The following is a 24,288-nucleotide window of genomic DNA, read 5'->3' as shown; positions in this document are numbered from 1 at the left end:
CCCGTACCCCTCGCCCGTCACCACCCTTCCCACGAAGGGCGCTTCGCAGCCATGAGCAATATCCCCGAGACCGGCCGGACCCCCCGCGTCCAGATCCGGCTCGTCGCCATCCAGGTCCTGGTCTTCTCCCTGCTCCTCACGCTCGGCGGGCGCCTGTGGTACCTCCAGGTGCGCAACGGCCAGGAGTACACCGACGAGGCCAAGAACAACCACGTGCAGCAGGTCGTCCAGCCCGCCGTGCGCGGCTCCATCCTCGACAACCGGGGAATCCCGCTCGCCGACAACGAGACCCGTCTCGTGGTGTCCGCCAGCCGCACCGACCTGATGAAGATGAAGGACGACGGCAGGGCCGTGCTGACCCGGCTCGCCGATGTCCTCGGCATGAAGCCGGACGAGGTCATCAAGAAGGTCCGGCTCTGTGACGCGAAGACCCCCAAGCCCTGCTGGAACGGCTCGCCCTACCAGCCGATCCCCGTCACCGACGAGGCCACCACCCAGCAGGCGCTCCAGATCCGCGAGCGCGCCGAGGACTTCCCCGGCATCACCGCCGAGCCCACCGCCGTACGCCGCTACCCGGCGCCCGGACTCGCCAACACCGCGCAGGTCCTCGGCTACCTCTCGCCCGTCACCGACGACGAGATCGCCAAGGCGCAGGACAGCGACTCGCCGTACCTGCGCTCCGACCAGGTCGGCCGCTCCGGCCTGGAGCGCACCTACGACAAGCAGCTGCGCGGCAAGGCCGGGGTCACCCGCTACGAGGTCGACAACCTCGGCCGCGTCATCGGCAAGGCCCAGAGCGACGACGCCCAGCCCGGAGCCAATGTCGTCACCTCGATAGACGCCCGCGTGCAGGCCGTCGCGGAGTACGAGCTGAACGAGGCGATGAAGGCCGCCCGCAAGGAGATGGACCGCAACACCGGCGTCAACTACAAGGCCGACTCCGGCGCCGTCGTCGTCATGGAGGCGAAGACCGGCCGGGTCGTCTCGATGGCCTCCCAGCCCACCTACGACCCCAACTCCTGGGTCGGCGGGATCTCCGCCAAGGACTACGCCAAGCTCACCGGCAAGAAGTCCAACTTCCCGCTGCTCAACCGGGCCATCCAGGGCCAGGCGGCGCCGGGCTCGATCTTCAAGGTCATCTCGTCGACGGCGGCCGTCAACGCCGGATACCCCTTCAACGGCAACTACCCCTGCCCCAGCTCGTACAACGTGGGCAGCCAGGTCTTCAAGAACTTCGAGTCCAAGGGATACGGCTCCATCACCCTCGGCAAGGCCCTCGAAGTCTCCTGCGACACCGTCTTCTACGGCCTGGCGCACAAGGAGTGGCAGAAGGACGGCGGCACCAAGCCCAAGAAGACGGCCAACAACTGGTTCTACAAGACCGCCCACCAGTTCGGCCTCGGCGAGGAGACCGGCATCGACCTCCCCAACGAGGTCAGCGGACGCGTCCCGGACCGTGACTGGAAGCAGAAGTTCTGGGAGGCCAACAAGGGCGGCTGGTGCAAGCAGGGCAAGAAGGGCGGCACCTATGTCGAACAGCTCGCCTACGAGGGCTGCCTCGAAGGCAACCTGATGCGCGCCGGTGACTCCGTCAACTACTCCATCGGCCAGGGCGACACCCTCGTCACCCCGATCCAGATGGCGACGATCTACTCCGCGATCTCCAACGGCGGCACGCTTTTCAACCCCACCGTCGGCAAGGCCGTCGTCAGCGCCGACGGCAAGCGGGTCGAGGAGATCGCCCCGAAGTCCCACGGCAAGCTGCCCATGAACCAGGCCACGCGCGACGACATAGACAAGGCCCTCGCGGGAGTCGCGACGACCGGCTCGGCCGCCTGGCGGTTCGGCGGCTGGCCGCAGGACAAGATCCCGATGCACGCCAAGACCGGCACGGCCGAGGTCTACGGCAAGCAGACGACCTCGTGGTTCGCCTCGTACACCAAGGACTACACGATCGTGATGACGATCTCCCAGGGTGGTACCGGATCCGGTGCCTCCGGGCCCGCCGTGCGCAAGATCTACGAGGCGATGTACGGACTGGACAAGGAGGGCAACCAGGACATGAAGAAGGCGCTCATGGCCACGCCCGTCAAGGCGCTGCCCAAGATCCAGCCCGACGGGTCGATCGACGCGCCGCAGATCAAGCCGTTCGAACCGGAGAAGGAACTGCCCGCCGGGGAGCCGGTGCTCGCGGGGCCGCCCGCCGGCGTCGGCCGGAGGGACTGAGCGATGGCCGGTACAAGTGGCTTCTCGGTCTCCGGCTACGGCCCGGAGCGCGGCACCTGGGCGCGGCTCTCGGCCCGTGACTCGGTGGTGCGCCGGCTCGACTGGCCGCTCCTCTTCTCGGCGCTGGCGCTGTCCGTGCTCGGCTCGCTGCTGGTCTGGTCGGCGACGCGCAACCGCACCTCGCTGAACCAGGGCGACCCGTACTACTTCCTCTTCCGCCATCTGCTCAACACCGGCATCGGTGTGGCGCTGATGATCGCCACGGTCTGGCTGGGCCACCGCACCCTGCGCGGGGCGGTGCCGGTGCTCTACGGCTTCTCGGTGCTGCTCGTCCTGCTGGTCCTCACCCCGCTGGGCGCGACCATCAACGGCGCGCACTCCTGGATCGTGGTCGGCGGCGGCTTCACCATCCAGCCGTCCGAATTCACCAAGATCACCATCATCCTGGGGATGGCGATGATGCTCGCCGCCCGGGTCGACGCCGGGGACCAGCTCCATCCCGACCACCGCACGGTCGCGAAATCGCTGGGCCTCGCGGTCATCCCGATGGCGATCGTCATGCTGATGCCGGACCTCGGCTCGGTGATGGTCATGGCGGTCATCGTGCTCGGGGTGCTGCTCGCCTCCGGCGCCTCCAACCGCTGGATTCTCGGCCTGGTCGGCGCGGGCGTCGCCGGCGCCGTCGCGGTGGCGGCGCTCGGGGTGCTCGACGAGTACCAGATCAACCGCTTCGCCGCCTTCGCCAACCCGAGCCTCGACCCGGCCGGCGTCGGCTACAACACCAACCAGGCGCGGATCGCGATCGGCTCCGGCGGACTGACCGGCACCGGTCTCTTCCAGGGCTCGCAGACCACCGGACAGTTCGTGCCCGAGCAGCAGACCGACTTCGTCTTCACCGTCGCGGGCGAGGAGCTGGGCTTCCTGGGCGCGGGGCTGATCCTGGTGCTGCTCGGCGTGGTCCTGTGGCGCGCCTGCCGGATCGCCCGCGAGACGACCGAGCTGTACGGGACGGTCGTGGCCGCCGGGATCATCGCCTGGTTCGCGTTCCAGGCGTTCGAGAACATCGGGATGACGCTCGGCATCATGCCGGTGGCCGGGCTGCCGCTGCCGTTCGTCTCGTACGGCGGCACGTCGATGTTCGCCGTCTGGATAGCGGTCGGACTGCTCCAGTCGATCCGGGTGCAACGGCCCGTAACGGCCTGAAGCTGCTGGAAAGCCCGCCCGCCGGTTAGGTTCGTCATATGGCCGATACCAAGCGGGAGATCGAACGGAAGTACGAGCTTCCCGAGTGCGCCGCCGTGGTACCCGATCTGACCGGGACCGGCGGCGCCTCGGTGGTTCTGCCCCGGGGCGTCACGGAACTCGACGCCGTCCACTACGACACCGCCGACCTGCGTCTCGCCCGGGCCTCCCTCACCCTGCGCAGAAGGACCGGCGGCGACGACGCGGGCTGGCATCTGAAATTCCCCGTCGCCACCGGCATCCGCGACGAGATCCGGGCGCCGCTCGGCGACGCCGTCCCGGCGGAGCTGGCCGCGCTGCTCCGCTCCCGCACCCGGGACGCCGAGCTGCTGCCCGTCGTACGGCTGCGGACCTCCCGTGACGTGCGGCGGCTGTGCGACGCGCGGAACACGCCGCTCGCCGAGGTGAGCGTGGACGCCGTACGCGCGCAGCGCCTCGACGGGGGCTCCGCCACCGCCGTCTGGACCGAGGTCGAGGTGGAGCTGGCCGACGGCGCCGACCCGGCCCTCCTCGACGCGGTGGAGAAGAAGCTGCGCCGGGCCGGGCTGCGGCCCGCTTCCGCGGCGTCCAAGCTGGACCGGGCGCTGACGGAGACCGGAGCGCGGGCGACGCCGCGGGAGGAACGCCCCCCGTCCACCGCCGGGGACCATGTGCTGGCCTATCTGCGCGCACAGGTCGCCGCGGTCGTCGCGCAGGACCCCGCCGTACGCCGCGACCTGCCCGACTCCGTGCACCGGATGCGCGTCGCGAGCCGCCGGCTGCGCTCCGCCTTCCGCACGTACCGCGCCTTCCTCGACCGGACGGTCACCGACCCGGTCGCCGCCGAGCTGAAGTGGCTCGCGGCCGAGCTGGGAGTCGACCGCGACCACGAGGTCCTGTCCGCCCGGCTGCGCACCCGTATCGACGCCCTGCCGGACACCCTGCTCCTCGGCCCGGTGAGCGCCCGCCTCCAGACGTGGAACGCCGAGCGGTGGGCCGGTTCGCGGGAGCGGACCCTCGCCGTACTCGACAGCGAGCGCTATCTGGCCCTGCTCGACGCGCTGGACGCGCTCCTGGCCGACCCGCCGCTGCGCCGCCGCGCCGCCTCCCCGGCACGCCAGGCGCTGCCCGGACGGATCCTGAAGATCCACGGCCGGCTGGCGGACCGCGTCGACCACGCGCTGGCGCTCCCACCGGGACCGGAGCGGGACATCGCCCTGCACAGCGCCCGCAAGGCCGCCAAACGCGCCCGGTACGCCGCCGAGGCCGCGAGGCCCGCGCTCGGCAGACCCGCCGAGCGGTTCGCCGAACGGATGAAGGCCGTGCAGAGCGTGCTCGGCGACCACCAGGACAGCGTGATGGCCAGGGAGGCCCTGCGGGAGCTGGCCGTCCAGGCGCACGCGGCGGGCGAGTCCGCGTTCACCTGGGGGCTGCTCCACGGCGAGGAGGCGGCGCGGGCCGAGCGGCTGGAGCGGCGGCTCCCGGAGGTGTGGGCGAGGGCTTCCGCCCGTAAACTCCGGACGGCGCTGACCCGGTGACCACCGGGGTAGTCTGGATGGTCATTCCCGCCCGCCCACGAAAGTCGCGAGATGCCTGCTGCTGCGTCGGTCTTCCCACAGCTCGAAGCCCTGCTCCCGCATGTGCAGAAGCCGATCCAATACGTCGGCGGTGAACTCAACTCCACGGTCAAGGAGTGGGACGACTGCGATGTCCACTGGGCGCTGATGTACCCCGACGCCTACGAGGTCGGGCTGCCCAACCAGGGCGTCATGATCCTCTACGAGGTGCTCAACGAGCGCCCCGGCGTCCTCGCGGAGCGCACCTACAGCGTCTGGCCGGACCTCGAAGAGCTGATGCGGGAACACAAGGTCCCCCAGTTCACCGTGGATTCGCACCGCCCGGTGGGCGCGTTCGACGTCTTCGGGCTGAGTTTCTCCACCGAGCTGGGCTACACCAACATGCTCACGGCCCTGGACCTCGCGGGCATCCCGCTGGCGGCCCGGGACCGTACCCTCGACCACCCCATCGTGCTCGCGGGCGGCCACGCCGCCTTCAACCCCGAGCCGATCGCGGAGTTCGTCGACTGTGTGGTCATCGGCGACGGTGAGCAGGCCGTGCTGGAGATCACCGAGATCGTCCGCGCCTGGAAGGCGGAGGGCCGGCCCGGCGGGCGCGAGGAGGTCCTCTTCCGGCTGGCGAAGACCGGCGGGGTGTACGTCCCCGCCTTCTACGACGTCGAGTACCTCGCGGACGGCCGGATCGCCCGCGTCGTGCCCAACCGGAGCGGCGTCCCGTGGCGGGTGTCCAAGCACACCGTCATGGACCTGGACGAATGGCCCTACCCGAAGCAGCCGCTCGTCCCGCTCGCGGAGACCGTCCACGAGCGGATGTCCGTGGAGATCTTCCGGGGCTGCACCCGCGGCTGCCGCTTCTGCCAGGCCGGCATGATCACCCGGCCGGTGCGCGAGCGCTCCATCACCGGGATCGGCGACATGGTCGAGAAGGGGCTGAAGGCGACCGGCTTCGAGGAGGTCGGACTGCTCTCGCTGTCCTCCGCCGACCACAGCGAGATCGGCGACGTCGCCAAGGGCCTCGCCGACCGCTACGAAGAGGACAAGATCGGCCTCTCCCTCCCCTCCACCCGCGTGGACGCCTTCAACGTCGACCTCGCCAACGAGCTGACCAGGAACGGCCGCAGGTCCGGGCTGACCTTCGCCCCCGAGGGCGGCTCCGAGCGGCTGCGCAAGGTCATCAACAAGATGGTCTCGGAGGAGGACCTGATCCGTACGGTCTCCACGGCCTACGGCAACGGCTGGCGGCAGGTGAAGCTGTACTTCATGTGCGGTCTGCCCACCGAGACCGACGAGGACGTCCTCCAGATCGGCGACATGGCCGTCAACGTGATCGCCGAGGGCCGCAAGGTCTCCGGCCAGAACGACATCCGCTGCACGGTCTCCATCGGCGGCTTCGTACCCAAGCCGCACACCCCCTTCCAGTGGGCCCCGCAGCTCAGCGCCGAGGAGACCGACGCCCGGCTGACCAAGCTCCGCGACAAGATCCGCGGCGACAAGAAGTACGGCCGCTCGATCGGCTTCCGGTACCACGACGGCAAACCCGGCATCGTCGAGGGCCTCCTCTCCCGCGGCGACCGCCGCGTCGGCGCCGTCATCCGCGCCGTCTACGAGGACGGCGGCCGCTTCGACGGCTGGCGCGAGCACTTCTCGTACGACCGCTGGATGACCTGCGCCGAGAAGGAGCTGCCGGCGCAGGGCGTGGACGTCGACTGGTACACCACGCGGGAGCGCGGCTACGAGGAGGTCCTGCCCTGGGACCACCTGGACTCGGGCCTCGACAAGGACTGGCTCTGGGAGGACTGGCAGGACTCGCTCGACGAGACCGAGGTCGAGGACTGCCGCTGGACGCCGTGCTTCGACTGCGGGGTGTGTCCTCAGATGGACACCTCCATCCAGATCGGCCCCACGGGCAAGAAGCTGCTGCCCCTGACGGTGGTCAAGTAGCGCCGGGCGCACAATGGAGGGATGCCGCGATTCATCGCCCCCGACATCCGGGTCCACGCCTCGTTCCTCGACGCGATGAAGGAGTTCACCGAGGAGGACGCCGGGGAACGGTCGCTGCTGCTGCACGAGATGGAGCAGTACGGCGCCACCTGGCACCGGCCCGAGGTCTTCGCGGCCTACGTCGAGCGGCTGAACGCCGAGCCCCTGGAGGAGACGCCGCGCATCGAGGGCTGGGTGCCCAACACGACCCTCTGGTACGTGGCGGGCGACACCTTCCTCGGGCGGCTGGCGATCAGGCACCGGCTCAACCCGTTTCTGCGGGAGGTCGGCGGCCACATCGGCTACGCCGTGCGGCCCACCGCGCGCCGGCAGGGGCACGCCACCGCGATGCTGATCGCGGCGCTGCCGGTGGCGCGGGGGATCGGGATCGATTCCGTGCTCGTCACCTGCGACACCACCAATGCGGCGTCCCGCAAGGTCATCGAGGCGGCCGGCGGGGAGCTGGAGGACCGGCGCGGCGGAAAGCTGAGGTTCTGGATCGGGACGGGCGGGTAGGAGCCGGGAGTGCGTCCGTAGAGCCTGGGAACCGTCTCGCGGCCGTGCGCGTACTCTGGGTAGTACAACGATCGTCCCCGGCGCGGCACCCGCACCCGAGATCTCCCCGCAGCTGGCGGGGGTGAACCGGGATCCGGGGTGGCCCCCACGTCCAAGGGCGGCGCGTCACCGCGTACCGCCCGCACCGAGGAGAAGAACCACTGGGCAAGCGACAGCCCGAAGGCCCGCCGCCCGCACCGGCGGTGCAGCGCATCCGACTGCGCTACACCAAGCGTGGCCGCCTCCGGTTCACCAGTCACCGTGACTTCCAGCGCGCGTTCGAGCGGGCGCTGCGCCGCGCCGAGGTGCCCATGGCGTACTCGGCCGGTTTCACTCCGCACCCGAAGGTGTCGTACGCCAATGCCGCACCCACCGGCACCGGCAGCGAGGCCGAGTTCCTGGAGATCGCCCTCGTGGAGGCGCGTGACCCGGACAAACTGCGCGAGCTGCTCGACGCGTCACTGCCCGCGGGCCTCGACATCATCGACGCCGTCGAGGCCCGTACGTCGGGACTCGCCGACCGGCTGACCGCTTCCGTATGGGAGCTGAGGCTGGAAGGCGTCACGGAGGAGGCGGCCGGACACGCCGTCTCCGCGTTCCTCGCCGCCGAGTCCGTGGAGGTGCAGCGCCGGGGCAAGAACGGCCTGCGGACCTTCGACGCGCGCGCCGCCGTGGCCGGCCTGGAGGTCGACCCGCAGCCGCCCCGTCCCCAGCCTGATAGGCCGGGGGACGGGCCCTGTGCGATACTGCGGCTGGTGGTTCGGCACGTAACACCTGCCGTCCGACCCGACGACGTCCTGTCCGGTCTCCGAGCTGTGGCCGACCTGGCGCCGCCGGTCCCCGCAGCGGTGACCAGGCTGGCGCAGGGGCTCTTCGACGAGGAGAGCGGCACGGTGACCGACCCGCTCGCGCCCGACCGCGAGGCAGACCGGCCCGCCCCTACCGAGGCCGCCGGATCCGCCGCCGCGAAGGCGCCTGAAGGTGCGGGTACCGCGTAGGAGCGGTCGTTGTAGCGCAGCCCCAGGACTCGGGAGCCACCTGGGTCGGGCGGCGCACCTGACCAGAAGACTTTCGCCAGGCCGTACGTACACCGCGTAGGGAACCGGCGAGCCAGACATAACAGCTCCCGTGCGGCGCCCGCGCCCCGGACGGCGGTATCCGCGCACTGCGCGGGCCGCGGCCGGACCGGAATCAGGCGCGGCGCCCGGGAGCGTGACGGGAGAACGCCCGCATGCTCGAGTCCATCGAACCCGGCACCCCCGGGAACACCAACTCCGACGAAGAGAACAGCTCACCCAGCGATACGCTGCCGCCGCGCCGCAGGCGCCGCGCCGCGTCCCGCCCGGCCGGACCGCCGGCCGCCGCCGCCGAGGCCAAGAACCCCGGAAGCGTGACGGAGAGCGTCACACCGGCCGCCGAGACGGGCGCGCCGGAGACCAGGACCTCCGCAGCCGAGGAGCCGGTCGCAGCGCCGCGTGCGCGCCGCCGTGCGACGCGCAAGACCGCCGCGCCCGAGCCGGTGGCAGAGGCTTCAGCCGAAACCGCTGCCGAGCCCGCCGCTGCCGCCGAGGAGCCGGTCGCCGCGCCGCGTGCGCGCCGCCGCGCCACCCGTAAGACCACCGCGCCCGAGCCGGCCGCGGCCGAGCCCGCCACGGCGCCCGAGCCGGTGGCCGAGGCCGCCGCCGAGCCCGCCCCCGAGGAGCCGGTCGCCGCGCCGCGTGCGCGTCGCCGCGCCACCCGTAAGGCCGCCGCCCCCGAGACCACCGTCTCCGAGCCCGCTGCCGAGATCGTCGCCGAGCCGGTGCAGGTCGCCGAAGCGCCCGCCGCCGAGGAGAGCCCGGCCGAGGAGCCGGTCGCAGCGCCGCGTGCCCGGCGTCGTGCCACCCGCAGGGCCACCGCACCCGCCGGAGCGCCGGAGGCAGCCGAGGCCGCCCCGGCCGTCGAGGCGGACAGCGACAGGGCCGCCCGGGGCGAGAGCCTGCCGGATGAGGCCGTCGCCCGGATCGCCGCCGACGAGGAGCACGTCCAGGCCGCCGAGAAGGCCGCCACCCGGGGCCGTACGCGCCGCCGGGCCACCTCTCCCGCGACCGCGCCCGCCGCCGCTGCCCCCGCCACGGGCGAGCCGGCCGCGCCCGCGGCGAAGGCGGAGCCCGCGAAGGCGGAGCCCGCGAAGGCGGAGCCCGCCAAGGCCGCGCCCGCCAAGGAGAAGCGCACGAAGGAGACCGGCAGGGCCAAGGAGGAGCGGACCGAGGCTCCCGAGCGCTCGCGCCGCCGCGCGGCCCGCCCCGCCGTCGCCGTCTTCCAGGCCCCCGTCTTCACCGAGCCGATGTTCCAGACCCCGGAGACCGCCGCCGCCATGGCCGCCGCCGGTTACGGACACGCGGACGAGCCGGACGAGGAGGAGACCGAGGAGACCGCCGCCGTGGCCGCCCCCGAGCCGGCCGCCGCGCCCGAGCCCTCGGGCCGGCGCAGCAGGCGCCGCCGTCGCGGCGAGGCCCCGGCGGAGCCCGCCGAGACCGCGCCGCCCGCCGCCCGGGCGCCGCGCGAGAGCGCCGAGGAGACCGACGACGCCGAGGCCGCCGCCGAGACGGAGCGGTCCGCCGAGGGCGACGACTCCGACGAGTTCGAGGACCGTCCCTCGCGCCGCCGTCGCCGGGGCGGCCGGCGCCGTCGCCGGGGCGAGTCGGCGGACGACACCGACCGCGACGAGCAGGGCGGTGACGACCACCACGAGGAGTCCGCCGAGCGCGCCGACGACGGGCACGCCGAGCGGGACGACCACCGCGACGACCAGCGCGACAGCGCCCCGGCCGACGAGGACGAGCACGACGACACCGAGGCCGCCTCCGGTGGCGGCTCCTCCAGCAGCCGCCGCCGTCGGCGCAGGCGCCGTCGCAGCGGCGACAGCGGCGCCGAGGCCGAGTCCGGTTCCGGCTCGAACGGGGACGACCCGGAGCGCACGGTCGTCAAGGTCCGCGAGCCGCGCGAGCGGCGCGCCAAGGAATCCACCGAGCGCGAGCCGGGCACCGGCGCCGACGAGGTGCAGTCCATCAAGGGCTCGACCCGGCTCGAAGCCAAGAAGCAGCGCCGCCGCGAGGGCCGCGAGCAGGGCCGTCGCCGGGTGCCGATCATCACCGAGGCGGAGTTCCTGGCCCGCCGCGAGGCCGTCGAACGGGTGATGGTCGTCCGCCAGAGCGGCGAGCGCACCCAGATCGGCGTCCTCGAGGACAACGTGCTCGTCGAGCACTACGTCAACAAGGAGCAGGCCACCAGCTACGTCGGCAACGTCTACCTGGGCAAGGTGCAGAACGTACTGCCCTCCATGGAGGCCGCGTTCGTCGACATCGGCAAGGGACGCAATGCCGTCCTGTACGCCGGTGAGGTCAACTTCGAGGCGCTCGGCATGGCCAACGGCCCGCGCCGCATCGAGACCGCGCTCAAGTCCGGCCAGTCGGTGCTCGTCCAGGTGACGAAGGACCCGATCGGCCACAAGGGCGCCCGGCTGACCAGCCAGGTCTCGCTGCCCGGCCGCTACCTCGTGTACGTGCCCGAAGGCTCGATGACCGGCATCAGCCGCAAGCTGCCCGACACCGAGCGGGCCCGGCTGAAGACCATCCTCAAGAAGATCGTCCCCGAGGACGCGGGCGTCATCGTCCGTACGGCAGCCGAGGGCGCCAGCGAGGACGAGCTGCGCCGCGATGTCGAGCGGCTCCAGGCGCAGTGGGAGGACATCAAGAAGAAGGCCAAGAGCGGCAACGCGCCGACCCTTCTCTACGGTGAGCCCGACATGACCGTCCGGGTCGTCCGCGACATCTTCAACGAGGACTTCTCGAAGGTCATCGTCAGCGGTGCCGACGCGTGGCAGACCATCAGCGGCTATGTCGCGCATGTCGCGCCCGACCTCTCCGACCGGCTGTCGCGCTGGACCAGCGAGGTCGACGTCTTCGCGACGTACCGGATCGACGAGCAGCTGATGAAGGCACTGGACCGCAAGGTCTGGCTGCCGAGCGGCGGTTCGCTGGTCATCGACAAGACCGAGGCCATGATCGTGGTCGACGTCAACACCGGGAAGTTCACCGGGCAGGGCGGCAACCTCGAAGAGACGGTCACCAGGAACAACCTGGAGGCGGCCGAGGAGATCGTCCGGCAGCTGCGCCTGCGCGACCTGGGCGGCATCGTCGTCATCGACTTCATCGACATGGTGCTGGAGTCCAACCGCGATCTGGTGCTGCGCCGGCTGCTGGAGTGCCTGGGCCGGGACCGTACGAAGCACCAGGTCGCCGAGGTCACCTCGCTGGGCCTCGTCCAGATGACCCGTAAGCGGGTCGGCCAGGGCCTGCTGGAGTCGTTCTCCGAGACCTGCGTCCACTGCAACGGCCGCGGCGTGATCGTCCACATGGAGCAGCCCACGGCGTCCGGTGGCGGCAACGGCAAGCGCGCCAAGAAGCGTGGTCGCGGCGGCGCTTCGGGGACCGAGCACGAGCACGACCACGAGACGGCCGCCACGGTGACGGAGAGCGAGTCCGAGGCCGAGGTCGCGGCGGAGGCGGCGGCTCCGGCCGCGCTGCCCGAGCCCGCGTTCACGCCCGACGAGGAGCTGTTCAGCAGCGTCGCGGAGGCCGAGGCGTCCGTACGCGGCCGGTCCCGCCGCCGGGCGTCGCGCAAGGCGTCGGCCCCCGCCGGGGCGCCGCGCTCCGCGGAAGCCGAGACCGCTCCGGTGGAGCCGCGGGCGGATGTGACCGGGACCGAGGCGCCGGCCGCCGCCGCGCGGGCCGAGGACGCCGCTCCCGCCGCCCCGGCCGCCGAGCCGGAGGCACCCGCCGCCGAGGCGGCCCCCCAGGGCCGTACGCGCCGTCGGGCCACCCGTAAGGCGTCGGCCCCGGCCGGATCGCCGAAGGCCGTGGACACGGCGGACGCCGAGGTCGTCCTGCCCTCGGCGCCCGCCGAGAGCGAGCCGGAGCCCGAGCCGGAGACGGCCACGCGGGCCGAGGCCGAGGCGCCCGCCGCCGAGGAGGCGCCCGCCGCCGCTCCGCCGCGTGCGCGCCGCCGGGCGACCCGTAAGGCCACCGCCCCCGCCGGCTCGCCGTCGGGCGCGGAGGAAGCGGCCGTCGTCGTGGTGGAGCCGGCCGAGCCGGCCGCCGAGCCGGTGCGGTCCGCCGAGGCCGCGGAGCCGACCGCGGACACCTCCGCCGTGTCGGACGGCTCCGCCGCCGACGCCGCCGACGAGGAGGCCGCCCCGGCCAAGAAGGCGGTCCGCAAGACGGCCAAGACCGCCAAGACGGCCAAGACGGCGCCGGCGAAGAAGGCGCCCGCCAAGAAGGCCCCCGCGAAGAAGGCGGTGGCCAAGAAGACGGTCGCCAAGAAGGCCACGGCGAAGAAGACGACGGCCAAGAAGACCACGGCCAAGTCGACGACGAAGAAGACCGCCGCGGCCGAGCAGCAGTCGCCGCGCGGAGTGTCGGCGCCGACCGAGGACTGAACCCCGGTGGCACGTCGGTGAACGGACCGGTGCCCCGCCCAGGAGTTCCACACTCCGGGGCGGGGCACCGCGCCGTCCCGGCCCGCCGGACCCGGTTTGACCCCCCGGAAAGCGGTCCGTATTGTTGAGCGTCGGCGTGTTTGTATGCGCGCCTACCCCTGAGCACCTACCTTCCCGGCGTCTTTCGGCGCGGTCGGAAGAGGCCGCTCGTCCTTTCCGGATCATCACGGCCCCCGGGCCGTGTGAGCGGCTGGCATCAGGGGTTTCCGTTCCGAGCGAGAGTGAGATCCGCGTGTACGCCATCGTGCGCAGCGGTGGTCGCCAGCACAAGGTTGCTGTCGGCGACATCGTTGAGGTTGACAAGATTCCCACCGCCAAGGTTGGCGACACGGTCGAGCTCTCGACCCTGCTCGTGGTCGACGGCGACGCCGTCACCAGCGACCCGTGGGTGCTGGACGGCATCAAGGTCACGGCCGAGATCGTGGACCACCACAAGGGCGCGAAGATCGACATCCTTCGCTACAAGAACAAGACGGGCTACCGCCGTCGCCAGGGCCACCGCCAGCAGTACACGGCGATCAAGGTCACCGGCATCCCCGCGGCTGCGAAGTAAGGGACTGAGGAGACATGGCACACAAGAAGGGCGCATCGTCCACTCGGAACGGGCGCGATTCCAATGCTCAGCGGCTCGGCGTGAAGCGCTTCGGCGGTCAGGTCGTCAACGCCGGTGAGATCCTGGTCCGCCAGCGCGGCACGCACTTCCACCCCGGTTCCGGCGTCGGCCGTGGCGGCGACGACACGCTGTTCGCGCTGAACCCCGGCGCGGTGGAGTTCGGCACCAGCCGTGGCCGCAAGGTCGTGAACATCGTTCCGGTCGCCTGAGCCGATTCCGGCACGGGCACGCTGTAGAACGGTTTTCTTCGCGAGGGCGGACCTCACTTCCCGGAGACGGGAAGCGGGTCCGCCCTTCGCGTGTTCTGACGTAAGACATTTCCGTATGTACTGGAGGCAATCCCCATGACCACCTTCGTGGACCGCGTCGAGCTGCATGTCGCCGCGGGTAACGGAGGCCACGGCTGCGCCTCCGTACACCGTGAGAAGTTCAAGCCGCTCGGCGGCCCCGACGGCGGCAACGGCGGCCGGGGCGGGGATGTCATCCTGGTCGTCGACCAGTCCGTGACCACGCTGCTCGACTACCACCACTCGCCGCACCGCAAGGCCACCAACGGCAAGCCGGGCGAGGGCGGCAACCGCTCGGGCAAGGACGGCCAGGACCTCGTCCTGCCGGTGCCCGACGGCACCGTCGTCCTCGACAAGCGCGGCAACATCCTCGCCGACCTGGTCGGGGAGGGCACCACCTACGTCGCCGCCGAGGGCGGCCGGGGCGGTCTGGGCAACGCGGCGCTGGCCTCGGCCCGTCGCAAGGCGCCCGGCTTCGCGCTGCTCGGCGAGCCCGGCCGGGGCGGGGACGTCGTCCTGGAGCTGAAGACGGTCGCCGACGTGGCGCTCGTCGGCTACCCGAGCGCCGGGAAGTCGTCGCTGATCTCCGTCCTCTCGGCGGCCAAGCCCAAGATCGCGGACTACCCGTTCACCACGCTGGTGCCCAACCTCGGTGTGGTCACCGCCGGTTCGACCGTCTACACCATCGCCGACGTCCCCGGTCTGATCCCGGGCGCCAGCCAGGGCCGTGGCCTGGGGCTGGAGTTCCTGCGCCACGTCGAGCGCTGCTCCGTCCTCGTGCACGTCCTGGACACGGCCACGCTGGAGTCCGACCGTGACCCGCTCACCGACCTCGACGTGATCGAGGAGGAGCTGACGCAGTACGGCGGGCTCGCCGACCGGCCGCGCTTCGTCGTCCTCAACAAGATCGACATCCCGGACGGCAAGGACCTCGCCGAGATGATCCGGCCCGAGCTGGAGCAGCGCGGCTATCAGGTCCTCGAAGTCTCCGCCGTGGCGCACATGGGGCTCAAGGAGCTGTCCTTCGCGCTCGCCGAGATCGTCGCCAAGGCCCGTGCCGACAGGCCGAAGGAGGAGGCGACCCGGATCGTCATCCGTCCGAAGGCCGTCGACGACGCCGGCTTCTCCGTCACGCTGGAGGAGGACGGCATCTACCGCGTACGCGGCGAGAAGCCCGAACGCTGGGTGCGGCAGACCGACTTCAGCAACGACGAGGCGGTCGGTTACCTCGCGGACCGGCTGAGCCGGCTCGGGGTCGAGGACCGGCTGATGAAGGCCGGCGCGCGGGCCGGCGACGGCGTGGCGATCGGCCCCGAGGAGGACGCGGTCGTCTTCGACTGGGAGCCGACGATGATGGCGGGCGCCGAGATGCTCGGCCGCCGCGGCGAGGACCACCGGCTCGAGGAGCCCCGTCCGGCGGCGCAGCGCCGCCGGGACCGGGACGCGGAGCGGGACGACTCGCAGAAGGAGTACGACGAGTTCCGGCCCTTCTGATCCGGTTCCCGGTGGGCGCGGGCGGTCATGGCGTATGCCGTGACCGCCCGTTATCACACCAGGTCGCCGGGGAGGCGCCCTGTGTGACTACTCATGTGCGACCCCCCGTGCTCGCATGTGAGACTGATGTGGTGTCCTTCACTGACCACCCCGTCGTACGTCCCGGAGCCGCATTCGTCGTCGCAGGTGAATCAGGGGTTGCGCACCGGTGACCGCCGGTCGTGGTCCGCCTTGCACGAGGATTGCCACGGGTGGGACCATCGCTTCATCCTCTGAGCCCGCAAGGTAGGTCAGTCCTGTGTCTGCAACTTCCGCGTCGCCCGCGAAGCCCCGCACCACCGCCGTCGTCCTGGCGGGCGGTACAGGTCAGCGTGTGGGTCTGTCGATCCCGAAGCAGCTGTTGAAGATCGCGGGGAAGGCCGTCATCGAGCACACGCTGTGGATCTTCGAGCAGAGCGACTCGATCGACGACGTGATCGTGCTCATGGCGCCCGGTTACGTGCCGGACGTGGAGAAGATCGTCGCCAAGGCCGGTCTGACCAAGGTCACCCGGGTCATCGAGGGCGGCGCGACGCGCAACGAGACCACCGAGCGCGCCATCGCCGCTCTCGGCGAGGGGCTGGCGGAGGGCGAGGACCGCAACGTCCTGTTCCACGACGCCGTGCGCCCGCTGCTGTCCCAGCGCGTGATCAAGGACTGCGTGGACGCGCTCGGCCGCTACCAGGCCGTGGACGTGGCGATCCCGTCCGCCGACACCATCATCGTGACCCGCACGCACGGCGGCGACGGCGAGTTCATCACGGACGTGCCCGACCGCTCCCGGCTGCGGCGCGGCCAGACCCCGCAGGCGTTCAAGCTCTCCACCGTCCGCAGGGCGTACGAGGTGGCGGCGGAGGACCCCAACTTCCAGGCCACCGACGACTGTTCCGTGGTGCTCAAGTACCTGCCCGACGTGCCGATCTACGTCGTCGCGGGCGACGAGTACAACATGAAGGTGACCCAGCCGGTCGACGTCTTCATCGCCGACAAGCTTTTCCAGCTGGCCTCCACCGCCGCTCCCCAGCAGGTCTCCGAGGACGCCTACCGTGAGCTGCTGGCCGACAAGACGCTGGTCGTCTTCGGCGGCTCCTACGGCATCGGCGCCGACATCGCGCAGCTCGCCGAGAGCTACGGCGCGAAGGTCTACGCGCTGGGCCGCTCCACCACCGGGACGCACGTGGAGAACCCGGAGCACGTCGACGACGCGCTGTCCCGTGCCTACGGCGAGACCGGCCGCATCGACTACGTGATCAACACCGCGGGCGTGCTGCGGATCGGCAAGCTGGCCGAGACCGACAACACCACCATCCAGGAAGCGCTGAACGTCAACTACCTGGCCCCGGTGCAGATCGCGCGCGCCTCGTACAAGTACCTGGTGGAGACCAAGGGGCAGCTGCTGCTCTACACCTCCAGCAGCTACACCAGGGGCCGGGCCGAGTACAGCCTCTACTCGTCCACGAAGGCGGCCATGGTGAACCTCACCCAGGCGCTCTCGGACGAATGGGCCGGCGAGGGAATCCGGGTCAACTGCGTCAACCCCGAGCGCACCGCGACGCCCATGCGCACCAAGGCGTTCGGTCAGGAGCCCGAGGGGTCGCTGCTCTCCTCCGAGGCGGTCGCCAAGACCTCCCTGGACGTGCTGCTCTCCGAGCTGACCGGCCATGTGATCGACGTACGGCAGCAGGATCCGACGCGCGGCGCCTCCCAGGCGTCCGACTTCGAGCAGGCGCTGGCCGCCGTGCTGGACCGTCAGGAAGATGTGTAATAATTCCCCACAACTTACGTGTCTCGGGCCTTTGCGACCACTTTCCGGTGTATCGCAGGGGCCCGAATGCGTAAAGCCTCACCTTCACACTTTCTTTGAAATGTGAAACAGCCGGCACCCCCTGGAGCAGGTTCTTCGTGATTTCGACCGCCATTCGACTGGCCCGCGTGGGCAGCCGGTCCGAGCTGGCCGCAGCAGTCCTGCTGGGCCTGGGCTATCCGTGCGTGCTGCTCGCCGCACTGATTCCGAATCTCGGCTTCTTCGCCGCGGCCTCGGCCGTGACCTACGGAGCCGACCGTTTTCTGCATATGCGTGGCAGTTACCTGGTCAACCGGCTCCAGAAGGTCCGGGCCGGACTGTCGATCCGTTTCCTCGTGCGTCAGCTGCTGCTGGTCCTGCTCGTGGCGCGGCTCGACCTCGCCGACCGCATCATCTTCTACGTCATGCTCGGCGGCTTCCTGGTCTTCTACGCCCTCCAGGTCTGTCACGGCGCGCTGGTGACCCTGATCCGGCTGCGCCGCACCATGCCGGTCGCCACCCGCAACGTCGACCTGAGCGCCCTGAGCATCCCCGACGCCCCGCCGGCCGCGCTGCTGCGCCGCTCCGGCGAGAAGATGCTCCACCTCGACCTCCCCGCGGTGGCCGGTCTGATCGTCGCCGCCTGGACCGGCGACTACGTCTACGGCTACGTGGGCGTGAGCCTCACGCTCGGCCTCGGTCTGCTCTACGTCGCCGCGCTCGTGCTGAACCTGCGCCGGCGCCGTCGCGTCCCGGCGGCGGGCAGGGTGCTCGCCGCGGTGGACGACTGGCTGCGCGCGTACCGGCCCACCGTGGTGCTCTATTTCTCCGGATCCAAGGAGTCGGTCTACCAGGTCAACATGTGGCTGGAGACCATGGAGCAGATCGACGGCAAGCCGTTGATCATCCTGCGTGAGCGCGGCATCGCCGCCCAGCTCGCCCCGACGTCGGTGCCGGTGATCTGCGTGCCCGGCGGGACGCATCTGATGAACATGGACCTCTCCACGGTCCGGGTGGCGCTGTACGCGGCCAACGTCGGCAAGAACATCCACCTGCTGCGCGTGCCGACCATGAAGCACGTCTTCATCGGCCACGGCGACAGCGACAAGCTCGCCAGCGTCAACCCGTACAGCAAGGTGTACGACGAGGTGTGGACCGCGGGCCGGGCCGGCCGCGACCGCTACGCGCTGGCCGACGTCGGTGTGCGTGACGAGGACATCGTCGAGGTGGGGCGGCCGCAGCTGGCGCCGATCCAGCCGGGGGACGGCACGGCGAGGAACCCGATCCCCACCGTGCTGTACGCGCCCACCTGGGAGGGCTGGGACGACAACCCCGGCAACACCTCGCTGCTGCTGGCCGGGGAGAACATCGTCCGGCGGCTGCTGGCCGCCGAGCGGCCGGTCCGGGTCATCTACAAGCCGCACCCGTTCACCGGCATCCGTGACCGCAAGGCCAAGGACGTCCACGAGCGCATCACGGCCATGCTCGCCGAGGCCACGGCCGCGCGGCTGACCGAGCCCCGCTGGGCCGAGGCCGCCGAGGCGGCACGGTCCGAACAGAGCGCCGCACGCGCCGTGTTGGTCCGTACCGAGACGCGCCTCGCGGAGCTGGACGGGTCGGCCCGGGTCGGCGGCGACGAGGCGGAGCGGTCGCGCACCTCCGTGGCGGACCAGCGCGAGCTGGACGAGGCCAAGCGGCTGCGTATCGAGTGGAACGACGCCTTCTGGAAGTCCTTCGGCTACTGGGAGCACCGCGTCGTCACCGGTCCCGACCCGAAGCTGTACGACTGCTTCAACCAGTCCGACGCCATGGTCTCCGACATCTCCAGCGTGGTCTCGGACTTCATCGCGAGCGGCAAGCCGTACGCGGTCACCGACTCCGCCGAGCTGGGCGTCGAGGAGTTCAAGCGGCAGAACACCGCCGTACGGGCCGCCGTCGTCCTCTCCAACAGCGCGGCGGAACTGGACGAGTTGCTCGCGGCGGTGGCCGACCCGGCCGCCGACCGGCAGGCCCGGGCCCGTACCGAGCTGAAGCGGTATCTGCTGGGCCCCGACGAACCGACGTCGATGGAGCAGTTCAACGCGGCGAACCGGGAGCTGGCCGAGAAGGCACAGGTCCGCAACGCGGGCGTCGAGCAGCGGCTCGCCGAGCCGGAGAGCGCGCCGCCGCCGGACGACTCCGCGCCGGCCGCCGAGCCCGAGGTCAATGACCTGGACTCCCCGGTACGCGGATAGCCCGGCCGGCCCGCGAGGGACGGCGGGAACGGTACGACAGGCCCGGTGGGGCGCCTCGACGGCGGCCCACCGGGCCTGTCGTCGTCCGGGCCGGCGCCATGGGCTCGACGGGGTATCAGAGCCGTGTGACGGCACTCACAGAGAATGGTGAACAGGGGAAGACAACCAACAATCGCTACAACTTGTCTTCCTTTCCGATGAACGATAAATCTGCTCCTGATGTGAGTGTGATCGTCGGGGCATATGAGGCAATGCCCTACTTGATCCGCTGCCTGGAATCGGTCGAGGCCCAGACCCTGGGCGCCGACCGCATCGAGATCGTCGCCATCGACGACGGCTCGACCGACGGCACGGGGGAATATCTGGAGGAATTCGCGGCCAGGACCGCCATCCCGACCAGGGTGGTACGCCAGGCCAATTCGGGCGGCCCCAGCGGGCCGCGCAACGTGGGCATCGGCCTGGCCCGGGGGCGCTATCTCTTCTTCCTCGACGCGGACGACTATTTCGCCGAGGAATCCCTGGAGCGGATGGTCGCCATGGCCGACCGCGCCGGTACGGACGTGGTGCTCGGCAAGGTCGAGGGCGTGAACAGGGGCGCGCCCGGGTCGATGTGGCGCCGTACCGCCGAGCGCGTCGACATCTACGACTCGAAGGTGATCTACACGCTGAGCGCGCAGAAGCTGTTCCGGCGCGCGCTCGTCGAGCGGCTGGATCTGCGGTTCGACGAGGGGCTGAAGACCGGTGAGGACGCCCTCTTCACCCTGGAGGCGTACATCCGGGGCAAGGGTGTCTCCGTCATAGCGGATTACACCTGCTATTACCTGGTCGGCCGGGACGACGGCAAACACGTGACCAAGAGCGGCAGTTATACGCTCCGGTTCGATTCGGCCGGTGCGCTGATGGCGCTCATCACCGACCTGGTGCCGGCGGGCCCGAAGCGCGATCAGCTGATGGTCAGACCCTTCACCGTCGGACTGATCCAGCAGTTCGGCCACGGCGTCCTCAAGCAGCCGAAGAAGATCCAGCGGCACAAGCTGGAACTCGCGGCGCCGCTGATGGAGCGCTACTGGACCCCCGGCGTCGCCCGGCGCATCAAGGTCGCCGAACGGCTGCGGTTGCAGTGCGTGGCCCTGGGCCGGCTCGATCTGCTGGCGGACATGCTGGCCTTCGTCAAGGCGGAGACCGTTCCCGAGGTGGTCCACCGCGGCCGGGACCGCGCGCCCCATCTCGTCTTCCCGCACTTCGGGGACAAGTCCTCCGGAATATCGGAGGAGATGTACGAGGTGACCGTGCCCGACTGGCTGGGCAAGCCGGGGCTGCGGCGCATCGAGGCGCCCAAGGACGTACGCCGACGCAAGTCGCTGGCGCGCAGGGTCGGACGCCGCTTGCGCGCCCAGGCACAGGCCCTGGCGACGCTGCGCAACCGCGTCGCGTGACCCGCTTCCGTCCGGACGACAGGTGACCCGGCGCTTCCGGACCAGCGAACGATCCGCTTCTGTCCGGGCCGCATGGGCGTGGCCCGGACGGGCACCCGACAGGGACGACAGCAACACCGCCGGTGGTACCGGACCGGCGCTCGCCCGCGCGCGCCAGCTCCGGAACGCACCCCCGTGCGCCCCCGATTCACCCGTCCAAGACGGCCAACAGCGTCCCTTAATGGAGATGGTGGGTAAAATCGGACCGGTCGGGCGGAGCCCGGCGGCATCGAAGATCAGCAGGGGATGGGGACCGTGAAGGCACTCGTACTGTCCGGCGGGGCGGGCACCCGCCTGCGCCCGATCACGCACACCTCCGCGAAACAGCTCGTCCCCGTGGCGAACAAGCCGGTTCTCTTCTACGGCCTGGAGTCCATCGCCGAGGCGGGCATCACGGAGGTCGGCGTCATCGTCGGGGACACCGCCGAGGAGATCAAGGAGGCCGTCGGCGACGGCTCCCGGTTCGGCATAGAGGTCACCTACCTCCAGCAGGACGCCCCCCTCGGACTCGCCCACGCCGTCCTCATCGCCCGGGACTTCCTCGGCGACGACGACTTCGTGATGTACCTCGGGGACAACTTCATCGTCGGCGGCATCAGCGGTCTGGTGGACGGCTTCCGCGAGGAGCGGCCCGACGCGCAGATCCTGCTGACGAAGGTGCCCAACCCGACCTCCTTCGGCGTGGCCGAACTGGACGCCGAGGGAAGGGTGGTGGCCCTGGAGGAGAAGCCCGCGGAGCCCAAGAGCGATCTCGCGCTCGTCGGCGTCTACCTCTTCACTCCGGCCGTCCACGAGGCCGTGCGCGCCATCGAGCCCTCCTGGCGGGGCGAGCTGGAGATCACGCACGCCATCCAGTGGCTGATCGACCAGCGGCGCGACGTGCGCTCCACCACCATCTCCGGGTACTGGAAGGACACCGGCAACGTCACCGACATGCTGGAGGTCAACCGCTCCGTGCTGGAGACCGTGGAGCCCTGCCGCGACGGCAGCGTGGACGAGGCGACCGAGATCATAGGGCGGGTCAGGATCGAGGCGGGCGCGCGGGTCACCGGAAGCCGTATCGTCGGTCCCGCGATCATCGGCGCGGACACCGTGGTCCACGACGCCTATGTCGGCCCCTTCACGTCCATCTCGGAAGGGTGCAGGATCGAGGACAGCGAGATCGAGTACTCCATCGTCCTGCGCGGCTCCTCCATCACCGGCGTGCGCCGGGTGCAGGCATCGCTGATCGGCCGGGACGTCGAGATCACCCCCGCGCCCCGTACCCCGTCCGCCCACCGACTCGTCCTCGGCGACCACAGCAAGGTGCAGATCTCCTCATGACCGACAGGATTCTCGTGACCGGAGGTGCGGGCTTCATCGGCTCGCACTACGTCCGTACGGTGCTCGGCCCCCAGGGGCCCGGCGACGTCCGGATCACGGTCCTCGACAGCCTGACCTACGCGGGCAACCCGGCCAACCTCGACGAGGTGCGCGACCACCCCGGATTCGCCTTCGTCCAGGGCGACATCTGCGACGCCGAACTCGTCGGCAGGCTGATGGCCGAGCACGACCAGGTGGTGCACTTCGCCGCCGAGTCGCACGTGGACCGCTCCATCGACGGCGGCGCGGAGTTCGTCCGCACCAATGTCGTCGGCACGCACACGCTGATCGCCGCCGCCCACCGCGCCGGGGTCCGTACCTTCGTGCACATCTCCACCGACGAGGTCTACGGCTCGATCGACGAGGGGTCCTGGCCCGAGACCCACCCGCTGGAACCCAACTCGCCCTACTCCTCGGCGAAGGCGTCCAGCGATCTGATCGCCCTCTCGTACCACCGCACCCACGGCCTCGACGTGCGGGTGACCCGCTGCTCCAACAACTACGGGCACCACCACTTCCCCGAGAAGGTCATCCCGCTGTTCATCACCAACCTGCTCGACGGCAAGAAGGTCCCGCTGTACGGGGACGGCGGGAACATCCGCGACTGGCTGCACATCGACGACCACGTCCAGGGCATCGAGCTGGTCCGTACGAAGGGCCGGGCCGGCCAGGTCTACAACATCGGCGGCGGCACCGAACTCTCCAACAAGGAGCTGACCGGGCTGCTGCTGGAGGCGTGCGGAGCCGACTGGGACACCAGCGTCGAGTACGTCACCGACCGCAAGGGCCACGACCGCCGCTACTCCGTCGACTGCTCCAAGATCCGCGACGAGCTGGGGTACGAGCCGCGCAAGGACTTCGCCACCGGCCTCGCCGAGACCGTGGAGTGGTACCGCGAGAACCGCGCCTGGTGGGAGCCGCTGAAGGCCAGGGCCGCGCTGTGAGCGCCTGGCTGGTCACCGGTTCCGGCGGGATGCTCGGCCAGGACCTGCTCGCCCGGCTCGACGCCGAGGGGGAGCGGACGGCCGGGCTCGACCGCGCCGCGCTCGACATCACCGACCCCGCCGCCGTACGCGCGGCCCTCGACACCCACGCACCCGCCGTGGTGGTCAACTGCGCCGCCTGGACCGCCGTGGACGACGCGGAGACCAGGGAGCCCGAGGCGCTCGCCGTCAACGGCACCGGACCGAGGGTCCTCGCCGAGGCGTGCCGGGAGTCGGGTGCCGTGCTGCTCCAGATCTCCACGGACTACGTCTTCCCCGGCGACGCGGGCACGCCGTACGCGGAGGACGCCCCGACCGGCCCGCACAGCGCCTACGGGCGTACCAAGCTGGCGGGGGAGCGCGCGGTGCTCGACACGCTCCCCGAGCGTGGCTACGTCGTGCGTACGGCGTGGCTGTACGGGGCGGGCGGCGGCAACTTCGTCCGCACGATGATCAAGCTGGAGTCCGTCAAGGACACCCTGGACGTGGTGGACGACCAGCGCGGTCAGCCCACCTGGACGGCCGATCTCGCCGACCGGCTGGTCCGGTTGGGCCGGGCGGCCCTCGCGGGGACGGCAGCGCCCGGTGTCTACCACGGCACCAGCGGCGGCGAGACCAGCTGGTTCGGCTTCACCCGGGAGATCTTCCGGCAGCTGGGCGCCGACCCGGAGCGGGTCCGTCCGACGACCAGCGCGGCCTTCGTACGGCCCGCGCCGCGGCCCGCGTACAGCGTGCTGGCGCACGACGCGTGGAAGTCGGCCGGAATCGACCCCATCAGGGATTGGCGTTCCGCACTCACCGAGGCGCTTCCCGAATTGCTGAGAGCCGAGCGCCACATGGGTGTTACCGGCCGGTAGATGTTTACGTACGGGGCTATTTCCCACTAAGTTCGCTGAGAATCATTCTCTGGTTGTTGATTC

16 protein-coding genes are annotated in these 24,288 nt (G+C 70.8%); all 16 read left to right on the top strand.

Features of this window, described 5'->3' with window-relative positions:
- The first annotated feature begins 51 nt into the window (after positions 1-51).
- The 16 genes from mrdA (at position 52) to rfbD (ending at position 24,225) form a co-directional block, all read left to right on the top strand.
- Positions 52-2,226 (top strand): penicillin-binding protein 2, encoded by a 2,175-nt coding sequence (gene mrdA / locus ACFY6S_RS10995; protein ID WP_388825744.1) that lies wholly within the window; start codon positions 52-54, stop codon positions 2,224-2,226.
- A 3-nt stretch (positions 2,227-2,229) separates the two neighbouring features.
- On the top strand, positions 2,230-3,429 hold the full coding sequence (gene rodA, locus ACFY6S_RS10990) for a rod shape-determining protein RodA (protein ID WP_388825747.1): 1,200 nt from the start codon (positions 2,230-2,232) through the stop codon (positions 3,427-3,429).
- 38 nt (positions 3,430-3,467) lie between these two features.
- Positions 3,468-4,985, top strand: a complete 1,518-nt coding sequence (locus ACFY6S_RS10985) for a CHAD domain-containing protein (RefSeq protein ID WP_388825750.1) — start codon at positions 3,468-3,470, stop codon at positions 4,983-4,985.
- Between the two features lie 51 nt (positions 4,986-5,036).
- On the top strand, positions 5,037-6,965 hold the full coding sequence (locus tag ACFY6S_RS10980; RefSeq protein WP_388825753.1) for a TIGR03960 family B12-binding radical SAM protein: 1,929 nt from the start codon (positions 5,037-5,039) through the stop codon (positions 6,963-6,965).
- A gap of 21 nt (positions 6,966-6,986) precedes the next feature.
- Positions 6,987-7,520, top strand: a complete 534-nt coding sequence (locus ACFY6S_RS10975; RefSeq protein WP_388825756.1) for a GNAT family N-acetyltransferase — start codon at positions 6,987-6,989, stop codon at positions 7,518-7,520.
- Positions 7,521-7,762: 242 nt separating this feature from the next.
- Positions 7,763-8,557 carry a TIGR03936 family radical SAM-associated protein gene (locus tag ACFY6S_RS10970; RefSeq protein WP_388825759.1) on the top strand — a complete coding sequence of 265 codons (795 nt, stop codon included), beginning with the start codon at positions 7,763-7,765 and terminating at the stop codon, positions 8,555-8,557.
- Between the two features lie 233 nt (positions 8,558-8,790).
- Entirely contained in the window at positions 8,791-13,038 is a 4,248-nt protein-coding gene (locus ACFY6S_RS10965) for an Rne/Rng family ribonuclease (protein WP_388825762.1), read from the top strand.
- A 292-nt stretch (positions 13,039-13,330) separates the two neighbouring features.
- On the top strand, positions 13,331-13,651 hold the full coding sequence (rplU, locus tag ACFY6S_RS10960) for a 50S ribosomal protein L21 (RefSeq protein ID WP_097869286.1): 321 nt from the start codon (positions 13,331-13,333) through the stop codon (positions 13,649-13,651).
- Between the two features lie 14 nt (positions 13,652-13,665).
- Positions 13,666-13,920 carry a 50S ribosomal protein L27 gene (gene rpmA / locus ACFY6S_RS10955; protein ID WP_114621967.1) on the top strand — a complete coding sequence of 85 codons (255 nt, stop codon included), beginning with the start codon at positions 13,666-13,668 and terminating at the stop codon, positions 13,918-13,920.
- Between the two features lie 135 nt (positions 13,921-14,055).
- A complete protein-coding gene (gene obgE, locus ACFY6S_RS10950) occupies positions 14,056-15,492 on the top strand; it encodes a GTPase ObgE (RefSeq protein ID WP_388825767.1) in 1,437 nt (478 codons plus the stop codon).
- A 298-nt stretch (positions 15,493-15,790) separates the two neighbouring features.
- On the top strand, positions 15,791-17,296 hold the full coding sequence (locus ACFY6S_RS10945) for an SDR family NAD(P)-dependent oxidoreductase (RefSeq protein ID WP_388825770.1): 1,506 nt from the start codon (positions 15,791-15,793) through the stop codon (positions 17,294-17,296).
- Positions 17,297-17,433: 137 nt separating this feature from the next.
- Positions 17,434-19,548, top strand: coding sequence for a hypothetical protein (locus tag ACFY6S_RS10940; protein ID WP_388825773.1), 2,115 nt, complete (start codon positions 17,434-17,436; stop codon positions 19,546-19,548).
- Positions 19,549-19,745: 197 nt separating this feature from the next.
- Entirely contained in the window at positions 19,746-20,984 is a 1,239-nt protein-coding gene (locus ACFY6S_RS10935; protein ID WP_388825776.1) for a glycosyltransferase family 2 protein, read from the top strand.
- Positions 20,985-21,278: 294 nt separating this feature from the next.
- Positions 21,279-22,346, top strand: a complete 1,068-nt coding sequence (locus ACFY6S_RS10930; protein WP_388825779.1) for a glucose-1-phosphate thymidylyltransferase — start codon at positions 21,279-21,281, stop codon at positions 22,344-22,346.
- A complete protein-coding gene (rfbB, locus tag ACFY6S_RS10925; RefSeq protein WP_388825782.1) occupies positions 22,343-23,329 on the top strand; it encodes a dTDP-glucose 4,6-dehydratase in 987 nt (328 codons plus the stop codon). The genes ACFY6S_RS10930 and rfbB overlap by 4 nt, the downstream gene beginning before the upstream one ends.
- Positions 23,326-24,225, top strand: a complete 900-nt coding sequence (rfbD, locus tag ACFY6S_RS10920) for a dTDP-4-dehydrorhamnose reductase (RefSeq protein WP_388825785.1) — start codon at positions 23,326-23,328, stop codon at positions 24,223-24,225. Before rfbB ends, rfbD begins: the two co-directional genes overlap by 4 nt.
- The last annotated feature ends 63 nt before the right edge of the window (positions 24,226-24,288 follow it).

Source organism: Streptomyces sp. NPDC012835, from assembly GCF_042900885.1.
Classification (GTDB): domain Bacteria; phylum Actinomycetota; class Actinomycetes; order Streptomycetales; family Streptomycetaceae; genus Streptomyces.
Note: the sequence above shows the minus strand (reverse complement) of the source record. Positions and strands in the feature narration are given on the sequence as shown.